The 22,817-nt window shown below is 60.3% G+C and carries 18 protein-coding genes and 3 pseudogenes; 13 read left to right on the plus strand and 8 right to left on the minus strand.

The features are described 5' to 3' along the window. Nucleotides 1–200: 200 nt before the first annotated feature. The gene (locus tag IPM54_08455) at nucleotides 201–635 is read left to right on the plus strand and encodes a hypothetical protein (GenBank protein ID MBK9259854.1); all 435 of its coding nucleotides are present in this window, start codon (nucleotides 201–203) and stop codon (nucleotides 633–635) included. Further along, nucleotides 574–1,704, plus strand: a complete 1,131-nt coding sequence (locus tag IPM54_08460; GenBank protein ID MBK9259855.1) for a trypsin-like peptidase domain-containing protein — start codon at nucleotides 574–576, stop codon at nucleotides 1,702–1,704. The genes IPM54_08455 and IPM54_08460 overlap by 62 nt, the downstream gene beginning before the upstream one ends. Here IPM54_08460 and IPM54_08465 read toward each other — a convergent pair. Beyond that, complete coding sequence (locus IPM54_08465) at nucleotides 1,667–2,365, minus strand: DUF2238 domain-containing protein (protein MBK9259856.1); 699 nt, start codon at nucleotides 2,363–2,365, stop codon at nucleotides 1,667–1,669. The two genes, IPM54_08460 and IPM54_08465, sit on opposite strands and share 38 nt — an antisense overlap. Nucleotides 2,366–2,619: 254 nt before the next feature. Here IPM54_08465 and IPM54_08470 point away from each other — a divergent pair. Continuing rightward, nucleotides 2,620–3,830, plus strand: a pseudogene (locus tag IPM54_08470) (MBL fold metallo-hydrolase). A gap of 86 nt (nucleotides 3,831–3,916) precedes the next feature. On the opposite strand, the gene IPM54_08475 reads toward IPM54_08470, so the two are convergent. Next, a complete protein-coding gene (locus IPM54_08475) occupies nucleotides 3,917–4,651 on the minus strand; it encodes a hypothetical protein (protein ID MBK9259857.1) in 735 nt (244 codons plus the stop codon). A 348-nt stretch (nucleotides 4,652–4,999) separates the two neighbouring features. On the opposite strand from IPM54_08475, the gene IPM54_08480 reads away from it, so the two are divergent. Then, entirely contained in the window at nucleotides 5,000–5,227 is a 228-nt protein-coding gene (locus IPM54_08480; GenBank protein ID MBK9259858.1) for a hypothetical protein, read from the plus strand. A gap of 54 nt (nucleotides 5,228–5,281) precedes the next feature. Here IPM54_08480 and IPM54_08485 read toward each other — a convergent pair whose 3' ends face one another. Continuing rightward, a complete protein-coding gene (locus tag IPM54_08485) occupies nucleotides 5,282–6,340 on the minus strand; it encodes a hypothetical protein (GenBank protein MBK9259859.1) in 1,059 nt (352 codons plus the stop codon). An 86-nt stretch (nucleotides 6,341–6,426) separates the two neighbouring features. On the opposite strand from IPM54_08485, the gene IPM54_08490 reads away from it, so the two are divergent. Further along, nucleotides 6,427–6,714: a hypothetical protein gene (locus tag IPM54_08490; GenBank protein MBK9259860.1), complete on the plus strand. Its 288-nt coding sequence runs from the start codon at nucleotides 6,427–6,429 to the stop codon at nucleotides 6,712–6,714. Nucleotides 6,715–6,932: 218 nt separating this feature from the next. On the opposite strand, the gene IPM54_08495 is transcribed toward IPM54_08490, so the two are convergent. Further along, nucleotides 6,933–7,085, minus strand: coding sequence for a hypothetical protein (locus IPM54_08495; protein MBK9259861.1), 153 nt, complete (start codon nucleotides 7,083–7,085; stop codon nucleotides 6,933–6,935). Nucleotides 7,086–7,258: 173 nt separating this feature from the next. On the opposite strand from IPM54_08495, the pseudogene IPM54_08500 reads away from it, so the two are divergent. Then, a pseudogene (locus IPM54_08500) lies at nucleotides 7,259–8,152 on the plus strand (transposase). A 403-nt stretch (nucleotides 8,153–8,555) separates the two neighbouring features. Here IPM54_08500 and IPM54_08505 read toward each other — a convergent pair. The 4 genes and pseudogenes from IPM54_08505 to IPM54_08520 form a co-directional block, all read right to left on the minus strand. Further along, nucleotides 8,556–9,242, minus strand: coding sequence for a hypothetical protein (locus IPM54_08505; protein MBK9259862.1), 687 nt, complete (start codon nucleotides 9,240–9,242; stop codon nucleotides 8,556–8,558). Beyond that, the gene (locus tag IPM54_08510; protein ID MBK9259863.1) at nucleotides 9,167–10,909 is read right to left on the minus strand and encodes a hypothetical protein; all 1,743 of its coding nucleotides are present in this window, start codon (nucleotides 10,907–10,909) and stop codon (nucleotides 9,167–9,169) included. The genes IPM54_08505 and IPM54_08510 overlap by 76 nt, the downstream gene beginning before the upstream one ends. 244 nt (nucleotides 10,910–11,153) lie before the next feature. Continuing rightward, nucleotides 11,154–11,753, minus strand: a complete 600-nt coding sequence (locus IPM54_08515; protein ID MBK9259864.1) for a hypothetical protein — start codon at nucleotides 11,751–11,753, stop codon at nucleotides 11,154–11,156. A gap of 44 nt (nucleotides 11,754–11,797) precedes the next feature. Beyond that, nucleotides 11,798–12,646 (minus strand): annotated as a pseudogene (locus IPM54_08520) (hypothetical protein). On the opposite strand from IPM54_08520, the gene IPM54_08525 reads away from it, so the two are divergent. From IPM54_08525 to IPM54_08555, 7 genes are all read left to right on the plus strand, one after another. Beyond that, the gene (locus IPM54_08525; protein ID MBK9259865.1) at nucleotides 12,626–13,546 is read left to right on the plus strand and encodes a DUF4377 domain-containing protein; all 921 of its coding nucleotides are present in this window, start codon (nucleotides 12,626–12,628) and stop codon (nucleotides 13,544–13,546) included. The pseudogene IPM54_08520 and the gene IPM54_08525 sit on opposite strands and share 21 nt — an antisense overlap. A gap of 225 nt (nucleotides 13,547–13,771) precedes the next feature. Then, nucleotides 13,772–16,075, plus strand: a complete 2,304-nt coding sequence (locus tag IPM54_08530) for a nitric-oxide reductase large subunit (GenBank protein MBK9259866.1) — start codon at nucleotides 13,772–13,774, stop codon at nucleotides 16,073–16,075. A 247-nt stretch (nucleotides 16,076–16,322) separates the two neighbouring features. Then, entirely contained in the window at nucleotides 16,323–18,275 is a 1,953-nt protein-coding gene (locus tag IPM54_08535; protein ID MBK9259867.1) for a methyl-accepting chemotaxis protein, read from the plus strand. A 1-nt stretch (nucleotide 18,276) separates the two neighbouring features. Next, nucleotides 18,277–18,831, plus strand: coding sequence for a chemotaxis protein CheW (locus IPM54_08540; GenBank protein MBK9259868.1), 555 nt, complete (start codon nucleotides 18,277–18,279; stop codon nucleotides 18,829–18,831). After that, a complete protein-coding gene (locus IPM54_08545; GenBank protein MBK9259869.1) occupies nucleotides 18,832–20,121 on the plus strand; it encodes a hypothetical protein in 1,290 nt (429 codons plus the stop codon). It begins immediately after the preceding gene. Continuing rightward, a complete protein-coding gene (locus IPM54_08550) occupies nucleotides 20,118–20,669 on the plus strand; it encodes a chemotaxis protein CheW (GenBank protein MBK9259870.1) in 552 nt (183 codons plus the stop codon). Before IPM54_08545 ends, IPM54_08550 begins: the two co-directional genes overlap by 4 nt. After that, the gene (locus IPM54_08555) at nucleotides 20,666–22,795 is read left to right on the plus strand and encodes a response regulator (GenBank protein MBK9259871.1); all 2,130 of its coding nucleotides are present in this window, start codon (nucleotides 20,666–20,668) and stop codon (nucleotides 22,793–22,795) included. The genes IPM54_08550 and IPM54_08555 overlap by 4 nt, the downstream gene beginning before the upstream one ends. Nucleotides 22,796–22,817: the final 22 nt, after the last annotated feature.

Genomic DNA, 22,817 nt, shown 5'->3' on the forward strand with positions numbered 1-22,817 from the left:
AATGGAACAGCCCGCCAATGCTCGGCAGCGGATGAGAATGACCCATTGCAGCTCGACCGTCCGTGGTTCGTCCCGTACGGCTTACCACTTGCAGGAGCGGCAAACATGGCACTTTCCGCGACACCGTGGTCTCAGAGCTCGGCTGCTATGAGAATTCGTATTTTTCGTGAGAATGACGGCCTCGATCGCGAGGAGGTTCGATGATGCGGCGATCGAAGCCCAAGCCCGCCATGCTGAGCGGGTTTTTCGTGGCGTGTGCGCTCGCGGTCGGCTCGCCTGCCGGGACCTGTGCAAACGGACGCGGTGAAGGGTCGTCGACCGAGCAGGGGAAAAACGATCGGCCGGCCAAGGCCATAGCGACGGTTCCCGAAGCTCGAGAGGTCGGTCAGGCGTTTGCCGACGTGGCCCAGCGCGTGGCGCCATCGGTCGTTCGCATTACGACGCGACAACAGCGGCCCGCGACGCCCGGACCTGGGAGGAATCCATTCGAGGGAACGCCATTCGAACGTTTCTTCGAGGATTTTCATAGCATGATTCCCGAACCACCCGGACCGCGCATTGGAATGGGCTCGGGTGGTCATCGACGATCAGGGCCACATTCTGACGAACCATCACGTGGTGGATGGCGCCGATGAGGTGGAAGTGACCTTCATCGACGGCAAAAAGATGAAAGCAAAGATCGTGGGTACCGATTCCATGACGGACCTTGCCGTACTGAAGGTCGATGGCGCGACGGTGAAGCCAGCCGAATTCGGCAGTGCGGAGAAGATGCGCGTGGGCGAGTGGGTCATTGCAATCGGCAACCCATTCGGTCTCAATCACAGCGTGACGGTGGGTGTGCTTTCGGCCAAGGGTCGATATGGGTTTGCCCCGGGGCAGCTCGAAGATTTTTTGCAAACGGACGCGTCCATCAATCCGGGCAATTCAGGCGGACCACTGGTCAACCTGCGCGGCGAGGTCGTGGGTATCAACACGATGATTGCGGGCCTTGGGACCGGCGTCGGTTTTGCCGTTTCCGAATCCATTGCACGCCCCATTGCGCGTCAGCTCATCGAGCAAGGCAAGGTGAAGCGGCCCTTCATTGGCATCGTGATGCAATCGCTCACGCCGGACCTCGAAGCGGCGCTTGGAGAGAATGCTCCCGACAAGGGAGCGCTCGTTTCACAAGTCCAAGAAGGCTCACCGGCGGAGAAGGCGGGTATTCGCGTGGGCGACATCATCGTTCGCGTCGACGGCACGAAGACGGCGGATTCGCGCGAAGTGCAGCAAGCCGTGCTCGCTCGAAAAGTCGGCGAAAAGATTGACGTCACGGTGTGGCGCGACGGGCGCGAATTGATCATCGAAATGCGTACGGCGGAAATGCCTGCCGCAAAGGAGACCAACGACAAGCGTGGCACGCTTCCCGAGGACGCGCTCGGGCTCGGATTGCAAACATTGACGCCGAAGCTCGCAGAACGACTCGATATCGATCCAGAGCTGAAGGGCGTCGTCATTACGGCGGTCCGCCCGGGCAGCGCGGCTGCGGAGGTGGGGCTTCGCGAAGGCGATGTGCTGCTGGACATCGACGGCAGCGCGGTCGTGACCGCGGACGAAGCGGCCAAAAGGCTGACGCAGGAGCGCGCGGGAGGACACTTGATTCGCGTGCAACGAGGTGACGCTGCATTGTTCATCGTGCTCCCGAATCCGCGCAAGAAGGACGGGTGAAACCACGCAATTCCAGGAGCATCGCCAAAAGCCCGCCCAAGCATGCGAGCGCCATGTCCTTTTGCACGTCCCACGCGTCGTTTTGGATGGCAAGAAACGCAACGGTGGTCGGCAATGCTTCCCTCACGTGAGCACCCGCGCTCGTGACGGCGAGCACCGCGACGCCCCATTCAATGAGCTCGTACGACATTGCGGCAAAACCGAGCGCAAGGTACGCGACGGTCAACTGGAAAAAGGCGCCCACGTCCCGAGCATACCGCATGACCAGCTCGCGTAGGGGACACAACATGAAAAAGCCGAACGAGAAGTGCGCAAGGCGATCGTACGGATTGCGATCCGATTGAAGCGCGTCCCGAATGAACATGCCAAGAGGCGCTTCGGCATAACTGGAATGGGTCGCCACCGTATGCAGCACGAGAAACGTGGTCATCTGTAAATACGCCCGGCCAGTGAATTGGAATCGATGGTACGTCGCGACGAGCAAAAGAACGAAGGGAACGACCAGGACATTTTCAATGGCCCAAACCAGGCGGTGCTTGGGGTCCATCGCGACGAGTGCCCATAGGATGAGAAATCCGACGAGGCACGCGGCTGGAATGTGACCGATTGTGGAAATTGCCGGTGAACGCCGATCCTTCGGTTTCGACTGCGTGCTGTTCATGGCAATGACCTCCGAACGTGCTTCGACGGCCATCATTTCGAGGCGAATTCCAGAACGTCAAGCCCGTCCGGTCGCTAGCGTCCGCGACGTTTCCGTGACACCGACGGAGACTCGAACGGCAAGCGCACCTCAATGGGCTCCCATTTCGTGCGGTTTGCTTTTGCGGTATGCCGATTGCAACCATTCCAATCGCGGAGGTGGCGCAAATTGGCGGCCAGCCATGACCAGCATCGAGGAGACGAACCGTGAGCAATCTGTTTTTCCGTCGGGTCAAGACGCCCGGCCTGGCCCATGTCAGCTACGTCATTGGCAGCCGCGGCGAAGCGGCCGTCATCGATCCGCGCCGCGATGTCGACGAATACATCGAGATTGCCCGCATGAACGGCCTCGACATTCGATACGTCTTCGTCACGCATCGGCAGGAGGACTTCGTCCTTGGTTCGGCCGAGCTTGCGCGATTGCTCGGCGCTCGAATCGTCACCGGCGACCACGAGCTATTCGGCCCTTCGGACCAACGATTGAGGGACGGCGACACGATGTACATGGGCGATGTCGTTTTTCGCGCTGCATACGCCTGGCCATACGCCCGAAAGCACTTGTTACGCCGTGTATCTCCCGGACGCACCCGGTCGCGCTTGGGGCGTTTTCACCGGAGATTCCTTATTCATTGGCGAGGCTGGTCGTACGGATTTGCCCGATCCCGATCGCACCGGCGAAAATGCCGGTCTGCTCTACGATATGATCAACCAGAAACTCTCACCGCTCGGCGATCAGGCATTGCTTCTGCCTGCGCACGGCTCGGTCGCCTCGTGCTTTCGAGCAGGCGAGCACGCAAGGCATCGTCATCGATACGCGCGCACCCGAGGCATTTGCCGGCGGCCATGTCCCCGGCTCCTACAGCATTTGGCTCCAAGGGCTTTCGGTTTTCGCCGGTTGGGTCGCCAATGCCGAAACGCCGGTGTTTCTCGTATTGCCCGAACAGGTGGATCCGTCGGTTGCCGTGCGCTCGCTCGCCCGCGTCGGTATCGATCGCATCGAAGGCATGCTTGCGGGCGGCTTCGAGGCTTGGCGCAACGCTGGAATGCCCATCAGGGACGCGGGGACCATTTCGCCGCGCGAGCTTGCTGGGGGCATTCGCGTCCCCGAGCGCCCCGTGCTGCTCGACGTGCGCGAGGACGCGGAATTCGAGGACGAGGGGCACATTCCAGGCGCGAAACACATCTATGTCGGGCACCTCGAAGAACAGATCGGCGCGCTCGATTCCGAATTCGGCAAGAGCCGCATGATGATCGTGACGTGCAGTGTGGGCAATCGGGCGAGCCTGGCGACGAGCATCTTGCGCCGATACGATTTCGCGCATGTTTACAATTTGCTAGGCGGCATGACGGCTTGGCAAAAGCTCGGATTGCCAACGGTGACGGGTCCCGAAGAAGCGCAGCCTTTGGAGGTCCGAGAGGCTGCGTGACCACCGGCAAACTCGCAGCGCTCAGCCTTCGAGCTCGGGCGCGCGGGCACGGGACCAGCGTCGAGCTGCAATGCACCCGGCCGCACTTATTCACTACATTTGCCGAGCGTATAAACTGCCTGCTTTTCATTGTCGGTATGGGTCAGCGGCCACTTCGACCCGTCCTGGGCACGCACGGGCGCTCCCTTTTTCAGTTGCGCCGGATGGGCTCCAGTCACCCTTGCCACGGACTCTTCCCACGACATGCCCGGACTCGCGAATACCTCGAGACACCGTGTTTTGGCGGTGTTCTCGGGACCGGTAAACTCGTAATGGTACGATTCCGGGCCAAACTCTGCCACCAGACGCGTACCATCCACTTTCAGCCTGAAGCCTCGATTCTTGAAATATTCTTCGGCTTGTCCACGTGAAAACGCCACGAGCTGCGGCCCCGTACAGCGCACCTGCTTGCCGGTTTTCCTGTAGTTGTACGACTGTCCTTTCGGGCAATCCGGATCGCCTTCCTCGAGCAGCTTGTCCAATTCCTCTGGACTGAGCTCCTTGCGCGACCCTTGACTACGTAACCGGTTCGCGTTCGATTGCAGCGTCCTGTGCGCTTTGTCGAGCTCAGCCAACTCCTTGTTCAAATTTGCCTTCTTGCATGGCGGGATGGCATTCTCCACCGCTTCGAGTGCCGGGTCGACGCTCTCGATGGCGCCTGCGTCCATGCCGTTTATCAGTGCGTGCGCCTTCGTGTAGTTGTCACGACAAGCCTTGGCATCCGCCGATTCACACCCGAGCTGCCCCAGCAATCCGCACAAGAGCAAGCCCTGGACGCTCATTCTGTAACGAACCCAGATTTGGCGACGACCCGTCGTTTCGATTCCTGTGCCTGGCTTCATTGCAGCCGAGTGTACCTGACCAAGATGACTTTCGGATACAAAAAAATGACCGGAGCTGGATCCGTGAAAGCGAATGTTCGTAAGGATCGTGTCGCGCCGGGCGCGGTCTGTGTTAGAGTATGCACGTGAAACGAACGACCTTGTCACGCAACCACTTGGCTCATGCAATGATCGCCACGCTGGCGGTTTTTTTTCTTCCTGCCTGCGCGGGCGACGAGACCGCAGATCACGACGGGATTTACGCCGCTGCGTGTGATCCTCTCGTCACGATTGACTTCAAACCGGACGGTGTCCGAGATCAATCGCAATTTTTGCGAGGGATACGGGGTCGAGACGTGGAGCTACGCTGTGGAAGACGATATGCTGAAGCTCGCGCCCGAAGGCAAGCTTGGGGATCCGAACATGGTGCACGTCGAGTTTCGGATCTCGGGTCCTACCGAGCTCACGCCCACGAGCGAGAGCGGTTTCCTCACATGCAACAACTGCGACGGCAGCGAGGTGTGGCTGAAGCAATGAGTTAGGACGTTGACCGGACAATTCGCGGTGATCGGGTAGAGACAAGGTGATCGTTCACTTCGCACTCGGGTGCGCCGCGAGCCACGCCTGGCAACGCTTGCTGTCCTCGTTCGCGATGTTGAACTTCGTCGCGTAATCGACACATGACCCGAATGCTCTACGTGCCGATTCGAACTGCGCTTCGCTCGCTTCCTCGAGCTTGCTCCGATATTCCGTGCGCAATTCGGCATATGTGAGCTCCGTTCCCGGGATCACGCCGTCGCTCATCCATTCCTTGGGCATCGGTGCGTTGCGAAAATCGTCCACGAAACGCGCCCAGAGTTGGCCCACTCGGGCGGACGCGGCAATGGCCCAGTGCGGATGCGGCGATGGCTGATGTGCGAGGATCTTCGCGTATTGTTTTTCCGCCTCCTCCGTCTTGGGCCGCTTGGTCTTGATCCACGTCACGATTTTCTGATTGATGAATGCAAGCACGTCCTCGCGCGAGCCCGAACCGTGGTATTTCGGCATTGCCACGTCGTCGGCTTCTTTGCCCTTCTTTTCCGCGAAGTAAAATTGAGCCTCACCCACGGCAAACGCTAGCGTCTGATGTCGATGCCGATTTTCTGCGTCATTGCCCTCCGGCTCGGCGCTCGGTTCTTTTGACAATTCGAGCGCTTTTTCGTATTCGGTGTCCGCCTTTTTTGCGTTTTTCATCCGCGCAGCAATGCGACCTGCAAGCGCGTGTGCCGCGATCTTTTCGTGAATTTGGCCCTTCTCGTCAATGCCGGGCAAAAGTTTGGCGAGCGAAACCGAGGCTTTCGCCCAATCTCCTCGTCGCACATCGGCAGATACGGCGTCGAGCAGCGGACTCGCGGGAGGATCAATCAGATCCCGCACCGCGAGCGAATACGCGACAACCGGCGGAGGTGGTGGTGGAGGTGGAGCGGGCGGGGCAGCAGCTACTTCCGGCGCCGGATCATCAGCGGGAAGAACGCCCAAGACAGCCACCATACCCGGTCCAGCCGATTTCGCTGCGGGCGATGGCGATGGCGCCGCGGGAGGCGGCGAAGATGCGCATCCGAGGGTGAAGAGCAGCGGGGCAAAGCAGATCGAGCGGCTCATGGTGATCATGGATTTCTCATCCATAGCAGTATCTAGACCAAAATAGTAGGGTGTATTTTGTCTTTGACACAATGCTGTAGTACGGCGCAGAAGCGATGGGCTGGTTTTCAAAGCCGAAACAAATGCGTCCGATCGTTCGGATGTGCGGCACCAAGCCGGAATGGGGGCGCTTCGATGCCGAAGATGTCTCGCACATCGAGCGGATGATCGACGCTATCAAGGGAGACGTCCACGTCGTCGGTGCATCGGCGCATGACGGCGGCCCGCAAGCGATCCGGGCTGCACGTGAGGAATTCGAGAATATTCAACATGTGGTAGAACGCGATCAAATACCTTGGAACCGAGCTAGTGTGTACCTTCTTGGACGCGAAAGACATTATTGATACAATCGATCCGCGATGGTCAAGTGGCCTCTCGACGATGACGGGCAACCGCCCCATCACAGGATTTGGCGCGCAAATCGTGAACTGAACCAACGGCATAAGAACAAATGCCCAAGGCACGTCGGCCCCGCGGAGGTCGTCATTTTCGCCCCACCATCAGAGTGTGCGCTACCGACGGACGAAAGTAATGTCGTTACGTGCGTCGGCGGCGGGAGTTTTCACATCACGGCCGTCGCAATGACCAACACCAAATCGTCGACCTTCACGGCACTGCGATTGCGATTCGGATGCGTCACCAGCACAGGCCCGAGCACCCGAGAGTCCTTTTCAATCTCGACCGTATTGGCGAGCGGATCTTTTGCCTCCGTCACGACAACGCAATGGTTGATGTAAGAGTCAACACATCACCTGGCGGCCGCCATGGCGGGGGGTGGCGGCGGGGCGATTCCGCCAACGTCGGATGGTCATAACATATTGGAATCATTGAGTTCCAGTCATGGCACGGAACTCGCTACGTGCAAACCAGACCAAACTGGAGCGACACATGTCATACGCTCGAAAGATTCTTCCCGGTAAGACCTATTTGGTGACACGACGTACCATATGTCGATATTTTTTACTTCGTCCTGATGATGAGAATGAAGGAGCTCGTTGAGTATTCATTGGCGGTGGCAGCGCGTGTTTACGGTGTGAAGGTGCATGCATTTTGCGCAATGTCGACGCACATTCACCTCGTGGTGACGGATCCGCACGGAGTGCTTCCGCTTTCCTGGCCTACTTCCATCGATTCGTCGCAATGGGAACGAAGACCCTCCGCCGCTGGGAGGGTTCGATGTGGGATTCGGAGCAACCGAGTGTCGTGGAATTGTTGACGCGAAAATCGATTGTCGAGAAAATCGCGTATGTGCTGGCAAACCCTGTTGCGGCGGGGGCGGTACTCGAGCCGGAGGAATGGCCAGGCGCGAAAACGCGGGCTATTGATATTGGTCAGACGGTGCTGAAAACGACGCGTCCGAAGGTGTATTTCGATGCGACAAAATGGCGAGATGTGGTGGATTTGCCAATCACGTTGCCGCCGACGATTGCAGAAGCGGAGGCTCGAGCATTTCGTGACGATGTTGCGACGGCATTGGCGCACGAAGTGGCGGAGGCTCGGAAAACCATTGCGCCGGAAAATGTTCTGGGGGCAAAACGAGCGGCAACGATTTCGACGGAAACACGGTCGAAGACGCCGGAACCGACGCGCAAGCTGAATCCGACATTCGCAGCGGGTCGAGGTTGCGGTGCCATTGCGGCTGCCGCTCGGCGTGCGGTGACCGCGTTTCGGGCGGCGTATCGTGAGGCGCTCGAGCAGTGGAGTATGGGCAACCGTGATGTGGCGTTTCCTGCAGGAACGTGGTGGATGCGCGTGCTCCATTCGGTGAACATCCGCATTTGAACGCCGGCAGCATTTGATGGGTTGCAATTGAAGACCATTGCGTGATGAGCTGCACGAAACGGCATTAGCCAATGCGGACGTGTGTCTTGTTACGGTGGTATTTTTAAGAAAACGTATACAAGTGTACATCAATGGCGCGGCGAGTGTAATGCTGGCGTTGTTATGCGGCGCGTTGTGGGACTTCGCATTCGATCTCGGTGAACCACAGCTTGAGCGGTGCTGGGAGCAGACCGCGCGGCGAGTGTGACGTACTACGTCGAGGATGGGTGCGGAGCGATTGCCGCAGTTCATGCCGATTGAATTGGCCGTGATTTTCGAGAAATTTAGGATGAGACCCTGGCGGCCGCCAACGTGGGTGGGGATTTGCCTGCTGCCTGCCGGTGGGGATTTGATTTTTCGCTCGTCAGAATGGACACGTGTCCGGGCAACTCGCGTGCAGGCACGCCGTCATGTCCCCAAAGGCGGGTTCCATCATGGGGTAGAGCTGCGCGCAGGTGTCGATGCACGATTGAGTGCCGCAGTTCTGCCGGCAGCTCGCATATTGAAAGCAGTCGGGCTCCGCATAACACGAAAGCGCTACGTCGCAGCAGCTCGCCGCGAGGCATTCGAGGCAGGCCGGCGTGTAGGTCCCCGCGAACGGCTCGCACGCGCCGGCGTTGACATCGGATAGCTTGACATGGGGCGGAGGAACGAGGCCGCTCGGTTTCGCCGCGAGGTTTTGCAAAAACTTCGCCGCCTGCGCACGCGCGGCAGGCACGGAAAAAACAACGAAATGGCCGTCGCTCCCGGCAGGCGGCGACCACTGCGCGAGAATGCCCGACGCGGCTCCGTCTGCGAGGTTGCCCACGAGGCCGCCCGCCGGCACCTCCGTGGGAGTCGGCCCGCCCCAAGCGAGCTGCGGGATGTCATACGTGGCGGGGAGCTGGAGCGGCAGGCCCATGGAAATGGCGTGCGCCTCGATGCTCGCAGGCGGCGCGTAGGTGTCGCCCCCACCGTCGGGGTTGATGCCCTCGGTCATGTAAACGCTCTTGGGCGCGAACCCGGCGCGCGGCTCGATGGCCTGCAGGCGCGCGTAGTTGATGGGGTCCACGACGTCGGTGAGCGACTGGACGAGCGACATGCAGGGGTGGAAAATGTCGAGCTCGTCCGCGTTCGACGTGCTGAAACCGAGCAATTTGCGCAGGAGGAGCGACACGCTCGGCTGAGGCTGGGTTTTTTCGAGCAGGCCCAGCGTGATGATGGCGCCCGCGCCGGAAAAGACCCCACCGCGCGCCGTGGGATCGATGGCGGTGAAGAGCGGCCCGTTGAGCCCTCCCTGCGAATGGCCGAAGACCATGAGTTTTGTCGCATCGAAAAGGATGTCCGCGCCGGTCGTCGACACCGAAGCGGGCACCACGAGGTGGCTCTCCGTGAAGAGGCGCGAGCGCTGCACCTCGTCGATGGCAGCCTGGCGGCCGTTGGTGCGAGCGGCGATTGGGTTCTGGAAGTTGTAGAACGTGAGCCCAATTTGGCTTTCGCTGGCGCCCGGAAACGAGCCTGGGCGTGTGCCTTGGAAGATTTGATCGACGCCCATGGTCGCGATGCATCGGGCGGCCAGCGACCGGGCAGTACCGTCGGCGATGTAGCTCCGCCAGTTGCCGCCGGTACCGTGCGCGTAGAGCACGATCGGGTAACCCGAGGGGGCATCGGGCACGCATTCGACGACGGCACAGTCAGTGAAAAGCGCAGATCGGAGACGCTCTGCACGACGGGCAAACCATTCTCGAATACGAACTGTCCGCCGGAGCCGAATGAAATGAATGGGAGCGTGCCCGCCTGATAATTCGGCGAAGGCCCGTAGCTCCCCTGGTATTCGGTGTAGGTCGCGTTCGAGCTGCCGACCTTCCACATGTCCGCGTCGGCCGTTGGGGGATCGGATGTCTTCGCCACGCCGTCGCGCACGGCAATGAGCTCTTTTGTCGGGTCCGCGGTCGTGAATACGGCGAGATGCACGATATGCTCGCGCGCAATGCCGGCCTTTTGGATCTCGCCCACGGCATCCGCGAGAGCGGCGCTCGCGGCTTGCGTGGCCGCATTGGGCGCCTTCGCGCCGACGAGCATGGCGACCGTCTCGCTCTGGCCGATCGGCGTGCCGTCTTCCGCGTGCAGCGCGTCCGTGACGACGAGCGCATAACGCGTGTGGGGCCGAAGCGGGAAACCAGGCGTCGGGATGAACGCGAGCGTATCGGGGAGGTAGTAGAGGCCCCGCTCCGCGTGGAAGGAGATGGAAACGAGCTTCCTCGTGCCGTATTCGGGGGAATTGGGGTCGACGTCGATGAGCTGCACGCTGGCGTCGGGGTCCTGTGCGTCCTTGGGCGTGGCGGGGAGCGTGTCCGTGTCGATCGCGCCCGTGAAGCGAAGATAACCCGCGCCCGCAGGCGAAAAGCCGTCGACGAGGCCGTCCATCGCGTCGATGTAGTACCCCAGGATCGGGATCGGCTTCGGATTGTAGAAGCCCTTGAAGCGCGGCGATCCGTTTTCGATGCGCAGATCGCTCGGCCACGGGTGGTCGAAGAAGGTCTCTTCGGCGAGGGCATCGAGCGACGCGGGCACCGCGTATATCGCAAAGACGCTCGGTTCTGCACCAATGGGGCCGCTCGGGCCGCCGACGCCCCCAGGGACGTCGGGGCCGGAGACGCACCCCTGGCTGCCAATGAGCGACGCTGTCAGTGCTATCGTAAGCGCGCCAAGCGAGACCTTCCAAGGCGTCATCGCCAAGAATCTCTCATACTTCGGTTACCGAGTCCATACAAACCGCCATTTTCGACCATTGCGCGGCGGCCTTGTCGACGCGTCGAGCCTTGCTCGCGGCAAGCTCCATCGTGCTCGGTAACCTTCTGTTACCGGGCGTGAAGACCCGCAGTCTCGCTCTTCTGCCATCACAGGGTTGCGCAACGAGGACGGTGCATGAGCCTGCCCAGGGTCGCCGGCATGAAGCGAGCGCCTCTGTCTCGGCCCACCCTCATTGCCTCGTCGCGTCCCACCTTCCGCCGTCGGTGTCGCTGTGAAAGTTGCCCCAGGTCCCGGCGAGGTTCGGATCGGCCGTGGAGCTTCGCTTGAGCGACGCGCGGCCCGAGCTCGGGCGCGGCAAAAACGTCATCCACGTGCACGAAAGCCCCACACTTCCTGCGTCCTTCATGCAATCGAGGCGCCCCTGGGAACCTCCATCCTGAAAGCTGCAAGCAACCATCGATGCATTCTCCGAGCATTGCATCGGTCCTCGCGTGCTCGCATAGTTTCCCGCAATGGCAATCGGGCCGGCGGGTTGCGGAGCTGGGGCCGCTGGAGGCGCAGGCATACCGGGGAATGGAAAGCTCGGCACCGGGAGTGGGAGGCTCGGCAAAGGCAATCCGGTGATCGGAAATGGAAAACTCGTTCCGGGAATGGTGGGCGGCGTTGGCTGCGGAATGGGCAATTCGGGTGTTCCGCCGCCATAAAGCGCTTGAATTGCAGCCCTGTCGCGGTCGGAAAGACCCTCGCGCTGTCCAATGCTGGCGTTCGGCACTCGAGGGACGATCGTCGGCTTGCCCGTCCGGCTGAATGCGCGCGTCGAATAATGCATGATGCTCTGGTAATCGTAGGGCCCAGGATCTCGCCCTTGCCGCCTGTTTTCTCGAAATTCCACCTGAATTCTGGCACGATTTCGTCCCACATGATGGTGACGTACTCATCGCGATCATCGCGCGACTGCTCGTGGAAAAACCCCGCCGCATGGAGGACTTCGTGAACGACACTGCCTCGCGCGCAATCAGCGAGCTCGATCTCCTGCGCACCTCCGACGCGCCCGACATAAGAATGGCATCCATTGCCGTCTCCACCATCGCGAAAAAGCACGTAATCGCGATCCCCAGCGCGGGGGCGAAGTCTCAGCGACGTGGTGCCGAGATGCGATGCGGTCCAATGAATCCATTCGATTTTCGCGGCGGAAACCGAAGGATCAATCGCATAGGGGATTTCTCCCCGTGGCCAAAGGTCCGTCAGATCACGAATGGCCACCGCGCCCTGGACTGCGCCCGCGGGACGCTGCGGAAGCCCATATCGGAAAGGCACGAGCGTCGCGGGGCCGAGGCGAATGTCACCCTCCATGACCGCAATGCCGTCGACGACCTCGAAATGGACGAGCTGCCTTGCCGCGTTGTTGGCAAGGTAAATGAACGCACTCGCGAAATGCCGCGGTGCAGCGGGGCGGTACGTTTCGGCATGCTGAGGGGCTGCTTGGGGCGAGCCGATCCACGTACCCGGAGGCGGACCGGCCATCCGCGGCGGCGCAGACGAAGAGGACTGGTTGCATCCCGCCACGCATAGAAGCACGGCGAACACACCGGACAGGGAAACGAGCCTTTCGTCCATGGCTTGACTATCCCAGGTGTTTGGTCGATTTTCCAGCATATTTATTTGACCGGACGACAGAAGCATGAAGTACGCTGCGGCGTCATGATTGGATCGTCGCGTCATGCCGTCTGGATGACCCTCGTTTTTTGCATTGCCTGCGAACCGAGCGCCACGCAAAGCGGCGCTACTGTCCCAAACGGTGCGAGCGCGACGCAAGGGGCGCCTGAAACGCCGTCGGCCAAGCCCAAAGAAAAGGCGGAATCGCCCGCGAAAGCCTGGGACAAGACGATCTTCGTGCGGGACAAGCGCGTCGATTGCGAAGGGGAAGGCCCTCGGCTGTGTATGCAGGTAAGGGAGGCGGAGAGCGAGGAGTGGTCGCTTTTTTATGGGAAAATCGAGGGGTTTTCCTACGAAGAGGGCTACGCGTACGAACTGCGCGTGAAGGTGGACGGTGCGAAGTCGCCGCCCGCGGATGCGCCCTCGCAAAGGCTACGACTGGTCGAGGTCGTGTCGAAGGAGAAGCCGCCGAATCCCACCCGGTCCCCGGAGCAGAAGGCGCAGCTCCTCGCCGAGGCGACGCTCGCGAAGTCGGATCTGAAACTGCCGCGCGGCGGAACGGTCGCTGGACCTTGCTGGAAAACGCTCCGCCATGCCGCGATCGAGAGCGAATTGGATACCGAGGTCCTCGAGACGCTGGCGCAGCGCGTATCGCTTCCCCCAATCGACCTCGATGGCGACGGGACAGCCGACGACGTGCTCTTCCTGGGCGCCGCCGGCATGATTTCAACCTACGCGTTCTATGTGCGTCGTGGCGAATGCGGTTATCACGTCGGCACGCTGTCGTTCAACGGGGTGCCCGAACCGACGCCTCGGTTTTCGAAGGGCCTGCGCGAGCTCGAGGCCACGAGCGGGTGCCCGGAATGTTGCGAGGAGACACATCACGTGCAAATCACGTTCGACGGAAACCGTTATGCGATCACTGGGGATCGCGTCACGAAAAAGCGCTGCGACCATAACCGTTGAATCGCAGTCGTCGGCCAACCGCCAATCCATTGACCTGTCCTTCGAAGATCCCTCGGGCACCTTCTCAACGCCATCACTCGACCCTATATCGCTCGATCGCGTGAACGAGCCCGCCCGTACACTCACATTGTCAAATTCCAACAGCGACGGTTTTTGTGATCAGCAGTAGCCAAACCTGGCACATTCGCTGCTATATCGCGGAGCTTCACGTCGCTCGGAGGCCATATGCGGCAGTACGTCAAACTTTGGTTCGCTTTTGCAGTCGTGCTGATCGTGTCGTTCGCGGGCCTGGGATATTACGGCGTCGAAATTTATCGGCAAGCCCCGCCCATTCCCAAGCAGGTGGTCGATTCGAGCGGTCAAGTACTTTTTACCGGCGAAGACATCTTGGACGGCCAGAACATCTGGCAGTCGGTCGGCGGACACAACATCGGCTCCATTTGGGGTCATGGATCTTACGTCGCACCCGACTGGTCGGCGGATTGGCTGCATCGTGAAGCCGTCTACATCCTCGACAAGTGGGGAAAGACCGAGTTCGGCGCCCCCTTCGATGGGCTTTCGGACGAGCAGCAAGCCGTCCTGAAAACTCGCTTGGCACGCGAAATTCGTACGAACACCTACGATTCGGCCTCTGCAACGTTGACCATTTCGCCGCTGCGGGCTGAAGCCATTCAGCATGTAAGCAAGCATTATGCGTCGCTCTTCACGGATGATCCCGAATTCGACAAGCTGCGCGCGGCCTACGCGATGCCGGCCAATGCGGCTGGTACGCCGGAGCGAGTGGAGAAGCTCAACAAGTTTTTCTTCTGGGCCTCGTGGGCGACGGTTACGAACCGCCCGGGCCAGAGCATCACGTACACGAACAACTGGCCGCCGGAGGAATTGGTAGGCAATCGCCCCGCGGGGTCATTGCTGATTTGGACCGGGTTCAGCGTCATTCTTCTCATCGCGGGCATTGGGCTGCTCGCGTTTTATTATGCCTCCCGCAAGGACGAGGCAGTCGACACCGAGGCGCTACCAAAGAAAGATCCCCTTCTCGCGCTCGATCCCACGCCTTCGATGCAGGCGACGTTGAAGTATTTTTGGGTCGTCGCGGCGCTCGTGCTCGTCCAGGTGCTCCTTGGCGTCGTTACGGCGCATTATGGTGTCGAGGGCACGGGTTTTTATGGTTTCCCTTTGGCGAAATACCTGCCTTATGCGGTCACTCGAACGTGGCATTTGCAGCTCGCCATTTTCTGGATTGCAACATCGTGGCTCGCGACCGGGCTATTCATCGCACCGGCGGTGTCGGGCTACGAGCCTCGGTATCAGCGAGCAGGCGTGAACTTTTTGTTCGTCGCGCTGCTCGTCATCGTCGTGGGTTCGCTTGCTGGTCAATGGTTTGGCGTCATGCAGCGCTTGGGTTTGACCGAGAACTTCTGGTTCGGGCACCAGGGCTATGAATACGTCGAGCTCGGTCGATTCTGGCAGCTCTTTTTGCTCGTTGGCTTGTTTCTTTGGCTCGGGCTCATGGTTCGAGCCATCCTGCCGGCATTCAAGTCCCAACGCGAGAGCCGCCATTTGCTCATCGTCTTCACGATTGCTTCTGCCGCGATCGCGATCTTTTATGCTGCGGGGATCATGTGGGGGCAGCGCACGAACCTCGCCGTTGCCGAGTATTGGCGGTGGTGGGTCGTGCACCTCTGGGTCGAAGGCTTCTTCGAGGTTTTTGCCACGGTGGCCGTCGCGTTCCTCTTTACGCGCATGGGCTTGATCCGGGCGCATATTGCGACGGTAGCGGTCTTGTTTTCCACGATCGTTTTCCTGAGCGGCGGGATCTTGGGAACGTTCCATCATCTCTATTTCACGGGCACGCCCACGGCGATTTTGGCCATTGGAGCGAGCTTCAGCGCGCTCGAGGTCGTGCCGCTCATTCTCATGGGCTTCGAAGCCTACCACAACCTCACGCTCAGCCGCGCGGCGGAATGGGTCAAAGCCTACAGATGGCCGATTTACTTCTTCATCGCCGTGGCGTTTTGGAACTTCGTCGGCGCAGGGATTTTTGGTTTCTTGATCAACCCGCCGATTGCGCTCTATTACATGCAGGGCCTCAATACGACGCCCGTGCACGGCCATACCGCGCTGTTTGGCGTTTATGGGAATCTCGGTATCGGCCTCATGCTCTTCTGCCTCAAGGGTTTGGCGGCGCGTCACGTCTGGAAGCAAGGTCTGATTTCCTTCGCCTTCTGGGCCATCAATATCGGATTGGCCGCGATGACCATCATCAGCGTGCTGCCCGTGGGCGTCTTGCAGACTCTGGCGAGCGTCGAGCATGGCATGTGGTACGCCCGTTCGGCTGAATTCCTGCAGACGGATACCATGCAGACATTGCGCTGGCTCCGGGTGATCGGCGACACGATTTTCGCATTGGGCGTCGTCGCGCTCGCCGTATTCATCGCAGGGCTGAAGCTTGGGTTTTCGGTCGGGAAAACCGAGGATGTGACGGCGGAGCATTATCCAACGGTTCGGGAAACCAGGCCTCAGGAATAGCGGCGCGCGCGGGCATTGATGAAATACCCCGCGGGTCGCATGAGGCCGCTCGACGCCTCGACGCACGAACTGCGCGCACCAATGCAAATCTTGCGGATCGCCCAGCCATGCGTGTGGCCGTCACGCGAACGATGACGCTTTCCTAGAGCGGTTTTCGGCTGGGTAAAACGCCGTGGAGCGAATTTTGCTTCGCCGCGATTCCTCGGGAGTCATTCCTTGTAAGTTCAGCGTGCCAAGTGGAGGTGCTATGTTCGATTTATTTCGCAAATCCCTCCGCAGTCGCATTTCACTCGTCATGGCGCTGCTCGTGATGGTATCCAGTGCGGCGATTGGCCTGCTTGCTTTCCATGCGGCCGAGAATGCGCTGACCGACGCGGCATTTGCCCGCGTCAAAGCGATTGCGGGATCGCGTGAATCTCATATTGCCACGGTGATCCGCATGCGATTTTGGCAGGCATCGCAGGTGGCCACGAAGTCGTCTCTCATTGAATTGCTCAAAAATCCAGATGCCGGCACGGAATCATTCGTCAATGAAGAGCTCGTATCGACGACGCGTCTCGGACATTGGCATTCGCTCTCCGCCGTCACCACATCGGGTACGATTGTCGCTTCGTCGAATCCATCGCTCGTTGGTGCAGACGTCGGGACGCAATCCTATTTCGATGCATCGCTCGTGGAGCCCACGGCAGGCGATTTCAAGCGTCTCGGCGATGGCGAAACGGGTTATCGTGTCACGGTGCCCGTGCGCGAACCGAAGTCGAGTCGCGTGGTTGGCATCATTCTGGGCGAAGCGCCCGCCGAAATGATTCGTGCGCAGCTTCTCGAGCGTAGCGGATTGGGCATGACGGGCGAAAGTTATCTCGTCGACGACACGGGCCTCATGCTCACGCCGTCGAGGTTCGTTTCCGATGCTGAGTTTTCCGTGCGTATTGGAGGCGAGCTGGCGGAAGACGTAAAACGCGGCATGGAAACGGCTCGTCGTTGGCACGACTATCGGGAGCGCGAGGTCATCGGAGCGCTTGCATCGCAGGACATGCGTCGCATGGGCGTGCCGTGGACGCTCGTCACGGAGGTCGATTTCGACGAGGCGCTCGAAGGGGCGCTCGCGTTACGATACAAGCTTGCGGGCATTGCCCTCGCGTGTCTCCTTTTTGCCATCATCGCGGGAATGCGTATTTCGTCGACGCTCGTGCGACCCATCGCCGAATTGGCGGCGGCTGCAAAACGCATTGGGGACGGCGATCTTTCAGCCGTGCTGGTGGACGACGGTTCGCGTGACGAAGTGGGCGTCCTTCGAGAAGCGTTTCGGGCGATGACGGCGAATTTGCGCAAAATGCTGGGAGATCTGCAATCCGGCATCAAATTGGTCACGTCGAGCGCCATGGAAATTGCGGCATCGGCGAAGCAAGCTGCGGCATCGGCGAGTGAGCAAGCTGCGATTGTTTCGCAGGTCGGCAGCACGGCCGAAGAGCTGCGACAAACGAGCCAAGCGGCGACGAGTCGTGCGCAGCAGGTCGTCAATGATGCCGAAGGCGCCATGGAAACGGGCAAACGAGGTGTCCATGCCGTCGTCGGTGCCGTCGAAGCGATTGGAACCATCAATCAACGTGTCCAGGATGTTGCGCAAAAGAATCGCCGTCTGAGCGAGCAGAGCGGGCAGCTCGTCGAGGTCATCGATGCGGTGCAGGAGCTTGCCGAACAATCGAATTTGCTCGCGGTCAATGCGAGCATCGAGGCGGCCAAGGCGGGCGAGCAAGGCCGGGGATTTTCCGTGGTCGCGGCCGAAGTGCGCAGTTTGGCCGAGCAAAGCAAACGAGCGACACAACAGATTCGGCGAACGCTGCTCGAAATTCAACGATCGGCCGAAGATGCCGTCGCGACGACGACCGACAGCAAGGCTCGCGTCGAAGATGGAACGCGCGCCATGCAAGCCGTGCGTGGCGTATTCGATCAAATCTCCGGTGCGCTCGAAGAAAGCTCGGATCGTTCGCGACAAATCGCCGCGACATCGCGCCAGCAGGCTGCAGGCGTCAATCAAATTGCCCAGGCAATGAGCAGCCTCACGCAAGCTGCGCACGATTCCGCATCCATGGCGCACCAGCTCGAGCAATCGGCGAGCAAACTCCGGGGCCTCGGTGTTGGATTGAAAGAAGTGACCTCGCGGTATGGCATTGCCGACACGGCATTCACGGAGGTGTGACGTGGACGCCGCACGAGCCAGTTTGCCGGAAAGCGTGGGCGCCATTCGGCGTGAAATCGAAAGCCTCGAGCGTCGATTGCGCTGGTTGCGCCGCGAATTCGAACAAGACGCGCCATTGCCCGAAACCATTGAAATTCTGCAATGCGTCTCGGGAGATGCGCACATCGGCGTGCCACTTGCAAACATCGAGCGCGTCGTGGGTATTGCGCGACTGTGCCCGTCGAACGACGCGCAACCGTGGCTTCGCGGGCTGCTCGACATACGCGGCGTGATGATTCCCGTGGTCGACGTCGGTATGCGAATCGGTAAACCGGCACGCGTCGTCGAGCTTGGTGATCTCGTCGTGATTTGCACGACGCATCGGGCACGCGTCGGACTTTGGGTGGCTTCGGTGCTCGGTGTCATGGAAGTCCAAACCGCCACGCTCGATCGAAACGTGCCCGAATTGATGGGCGCCCCGTATTTGCTCGGTGTGGCGGTCGTCAATGGTCACGCGACGTATTTGCTTCGTAATGATGGATTGCTCGATGTGGTCGATTCACCAACGGAGGCCTGAGTGCTTGGCAACCTTGCTACACGTCTCGGAGCGCGTTTTGGCCTGCAACCACTGCCGTCGTGGGAGCGTGAGCTCAGCCAAACGTTGCAGCGGCTTTCGAGCGAGCGGAATACGACATTCGAAGACGTAGCCACGCGTGCGGAGACCGACCCGGCCATCTTGCGGGAGCTCACGGCCGCCATGACCGTCGGCGAGACGTATTTTCTCCGCGATGCACGGCAATTCCATGCGGCCTTGAGCCACCTCGTCACGCATTCCGATAGGCCATCGTTGAACGTGTGGTCTGCTGGCTGTTCGAGCGGCGAAGAGCCATATTCGCTCGCCATTTTGCTTGCTCGTTACGCTCCGCAGCTCGTCCCGCACGTCCACATTCGCGCGAGCGACATGAATGGCGAATCGCTCGAGCGAGCGCGTCGAGGTCTTTATGGCGCTTGGTCGTTCCGATTGGAGCCTCCTTGGTTGCGCCCCGATTTTTTCGTGCCCGTCGGAAAGAATCAATGGCTGCTCGCGCCTCGGATTCGGAGTCGCGTCGAATTTTGCGAAGAGACCATACAAGCAGCGCTGGCGCGCACGGCTTCGGCGAGCGTCGACGTCATTCTGTTTCGCAACGTTTCCATCTATGCCCAGTCGGACGCATTGAAGCGTATCTTCGACGGATTTCATCGTGTTCTGAAGGGCGATGGGCTGCTCGTCGAAAGCGTCTCCGACGCGAGGCCACCTTCCGAGCTATTCGACGCCGTGGATGGCCCCGTCCTCGGGCTGTTTTCGCCCGTCGACAAGACGCTACCGCCGCCCAAAAAGCCATCGCAGCGCCCGTCGAATGCCCTTGCGCGCGAAGCGCCTGCCATTTCGAAAAGCGAGACGCCTTTGCTTCCGGGCCCGCGTGAAGCGACGACGCCGGCGAATCTCTTGCATGCGGCCATCGCCTACGGCGACAGAGGTTACCTCGATCGAGCCTTCGATTGCGTTGAGCGAGTGCTCGTTTCTTCGCCCGAAAATGCGGACGCTCATTTCGTTCGCGGCAAGCTGCTCATGGCGGCACGCAGATCGGGCGACGCGGTCGTCGAATTGCGCCAGGCTCTCTTTTTGAGCCCGCGGCACCGCCTTGCCCGATTTTGGCTCGCCACGGCGCTCGTCGCCATCGATATGCCTCGCAAAGCCATTCTCGAGCTCGCCGAGCTGAATCGAAGACTCGGCCATGCAGACCCCACCGAGCTGCTCGAAGATGGCACGACGCGCGTTGCAGAATTGATGACGGCCGTCGACACTTTGCAAAGGACACTGCAATGAGCGACGCACATGCACAGGAGCACCTTTCCAGGGTCCTCGACGAGCGCGCTCTCCGACTAGCGCGCATTCCGGCGGAGGAAAAACGCCGGACGCTGCTGTATCCCGCGGCCATTCTCGTGGTGGGAAAAACCCTCGTCGGCATTGCGGTGAACGCATTGCGCGAAGTGCAAACAGCGGCACCGATTACGCCATTACCAGGTTTGCCCGAAGGTATGCTGGGCGTCGCGCACGTGCGCGGCGAGGTGATTTGCGTCGTGGATCTTTCGCGTTGGATTGGGACCGAAGAGCGCGGCACGGGCGCATGTTTGGCCGTAATCGAAGGCCCGCGTGGTCCGCTGGGCCTCGTGGCCGACCATTGTGCAGGTTTTCGCGACGTCTACGAGGAAGATGTCGTGCGGGACTTTGCAGCAGCGTCAAAGGTGCGACTCCGCCACGTGCGTGCAATGACGCGCGACCTGGTTGCGATTTTGGACGTGCCGGAATTGCTTGCCGATCCGCGACTCATCGTCGGCGCCCCCGCACCTCGAACGCCGGAGGGTTTGTCATGACGGACACTCCACACAACGATGACATCATCGAGATTTTTCGGTACGAAGTCAGTGAAATGCTCGATGCGCTCGCGGGCATCCTGGAGCGCATGGAAACGGCGGATGTCGAAGCGCGTAAACGTGAGGTTCATGCGGCGTTTCGCATCATGCACACCATGAAAGGCGCCGCGGGCGTCGCTGGAGTCGGCTCCATTGCGACGCTGGCCCATGCCATCGAAAATGCGCTCGGTCGTTTTCGCGATTGCGGCATTGTTCCTTCGAGCGACGACATCGCGCTACTTGCCGAAACGTTACCCATCATCGAGGGGCTTGCCGCGGGAACGCTCGACGACAGCGCGAGTGCGCCATATGTTGCACGCTTCGATGCTGCGTATCGCAATGAAACGCGCGACGACGTCGACTCGCGCGAAAATGCGCACGAAAGGCCGCCTGACACCGTGGCGCGACCGTCCCTCACGAAGGATACGGGCATTGTCGAGCCGCCCGTCATGGATGCGTTCGTCCGTGTGGATGTTCAACGCCTCGATCGATTGCTTGCACGAGTGGGCGACCTGTTGCCATTGCAGGTGCGCTTTTTGAGCTACATCGACGAATTCGAGAGGCTGTTTCAATCGCTCGGCGCCGAATCAAATGAATCGTCGTTCGACGCCGCCGAGCTTCAGCGCCGCGCCGGAATGCTCTTGCGCCGGTATGCTGCCGATGCGCGCAGATTTGCTCGATCCGCCGACGACATCGTGGATACGACGAAACGAGTGCGCATGCTCCCGCTCGCGACCCAAGCATCGCATTGGAATCGATTGGTGTACGAAGCTGCGCGTGCGCTCGGCAAACGCGTCGACCTGGACGTCGACGTCGGCGACATCGAGCTCGACAAGCGTGTTTTCGATGTTCTTCGCGACCCCTTGTTTCACATTCTTCGCAACGCCGTGGATCACGGAATCGAGCCGGCGATGGTGAGACGAGCCTGGAGCAAACCCGAACACGGGCGGATTTTGATATCGGCGCGTGTCGCGGGAACCATGATCGACATAGAAATCAGCGACGACGGCGCAGGACTCGATACGGTTGCCATTCGTGAACATGCTTTGCGGGCCGGGTTCATCACGCCCGAACAAGCCGCCACGTTTTCACTCGAGCAAGCTGCGGCGTTGATTTTCCGCCCCGGGCTCTCGACCGCGCAATCCGTCAGCACCATCAGCGGACGCGGCGTCGGGCTCGATGCCGTGCGACAAACCGCTCGTGATCTTGGCGGCAGCGTCGATGTCATTGCGCCCCTGCTCGGAGGCACGACCTTTCGTATTCGCGTGCCCGTGACCATTGCACTGCTGCGAGGGCTCCTCGTTCGTATCGACAACCAGCGCGTGGTATTGCCCATTGAACACGTCGTGCACGTACGACGCGCGCGTGTCGATGCCGTTCGACACGTCGGCACGATGCGCATTCTCGACACGGATCACGAACCGCTGCGGTTGCATGGATTGGGAACGTCGAATGGGCGTGAAAAAGGGCATGGCGCCGAAACCATGACGATCGTCGTAGCCTCGCACGGCGACATGCGCGTCGGCCTCGTCGTCGACGAAATCATTGGCGAACAACAATTCATTGCGCGTTCGCTCCCGTGGAACCTGAAGCATGTTCCCGGCGTCAGCGGCGTCGTCATTCTCCCAGACGGCACCGTATCGACGGTCCTCGATGTCCCGCGGCTTTTCGATGCAAACGACGCCATCGTCGAGCCCATGGCCATACCCCGCAAAATGGGCGCGCCATCGCGTATCGTCGTCGCCGATGATTCGATGTCCATTCGAACGATGATGCGTAATGCCCTCGAAGGTGCAGGATATCAAGTATTCCTTTGCGCCGACGGACATGAAGCTTGGGAGACGTTGACATCGCGTGAAGCCGAATTGCTCGTTTCCGACGTCCATATGCCTCGCGTCGACGGCCTGGAGCTCACGCGACGTGTTCGAGCGGACGCACGTTTGGCGCATCTCCCGGTCGTTCTCGTCACGAGTCTCGATCGCAAGGAGGATCTCGTTGCCGGTGCTGCTGCCGGGGCAAACGAATACATCGTCAAATCGCAGCTCGATCAAACCAAGCTGCTGGAGGCCGTAGCGCGATTGGTTTGAACGCGCATTCCCACGGAGGCGA

The organism is Polyangiaceae bacterium, from assembly GCA_016715885.1.
GTDB lineage: Bacteria > Myxococcota_A > Polyangia > Polyangiales > Polyangiaceae > Polyangium.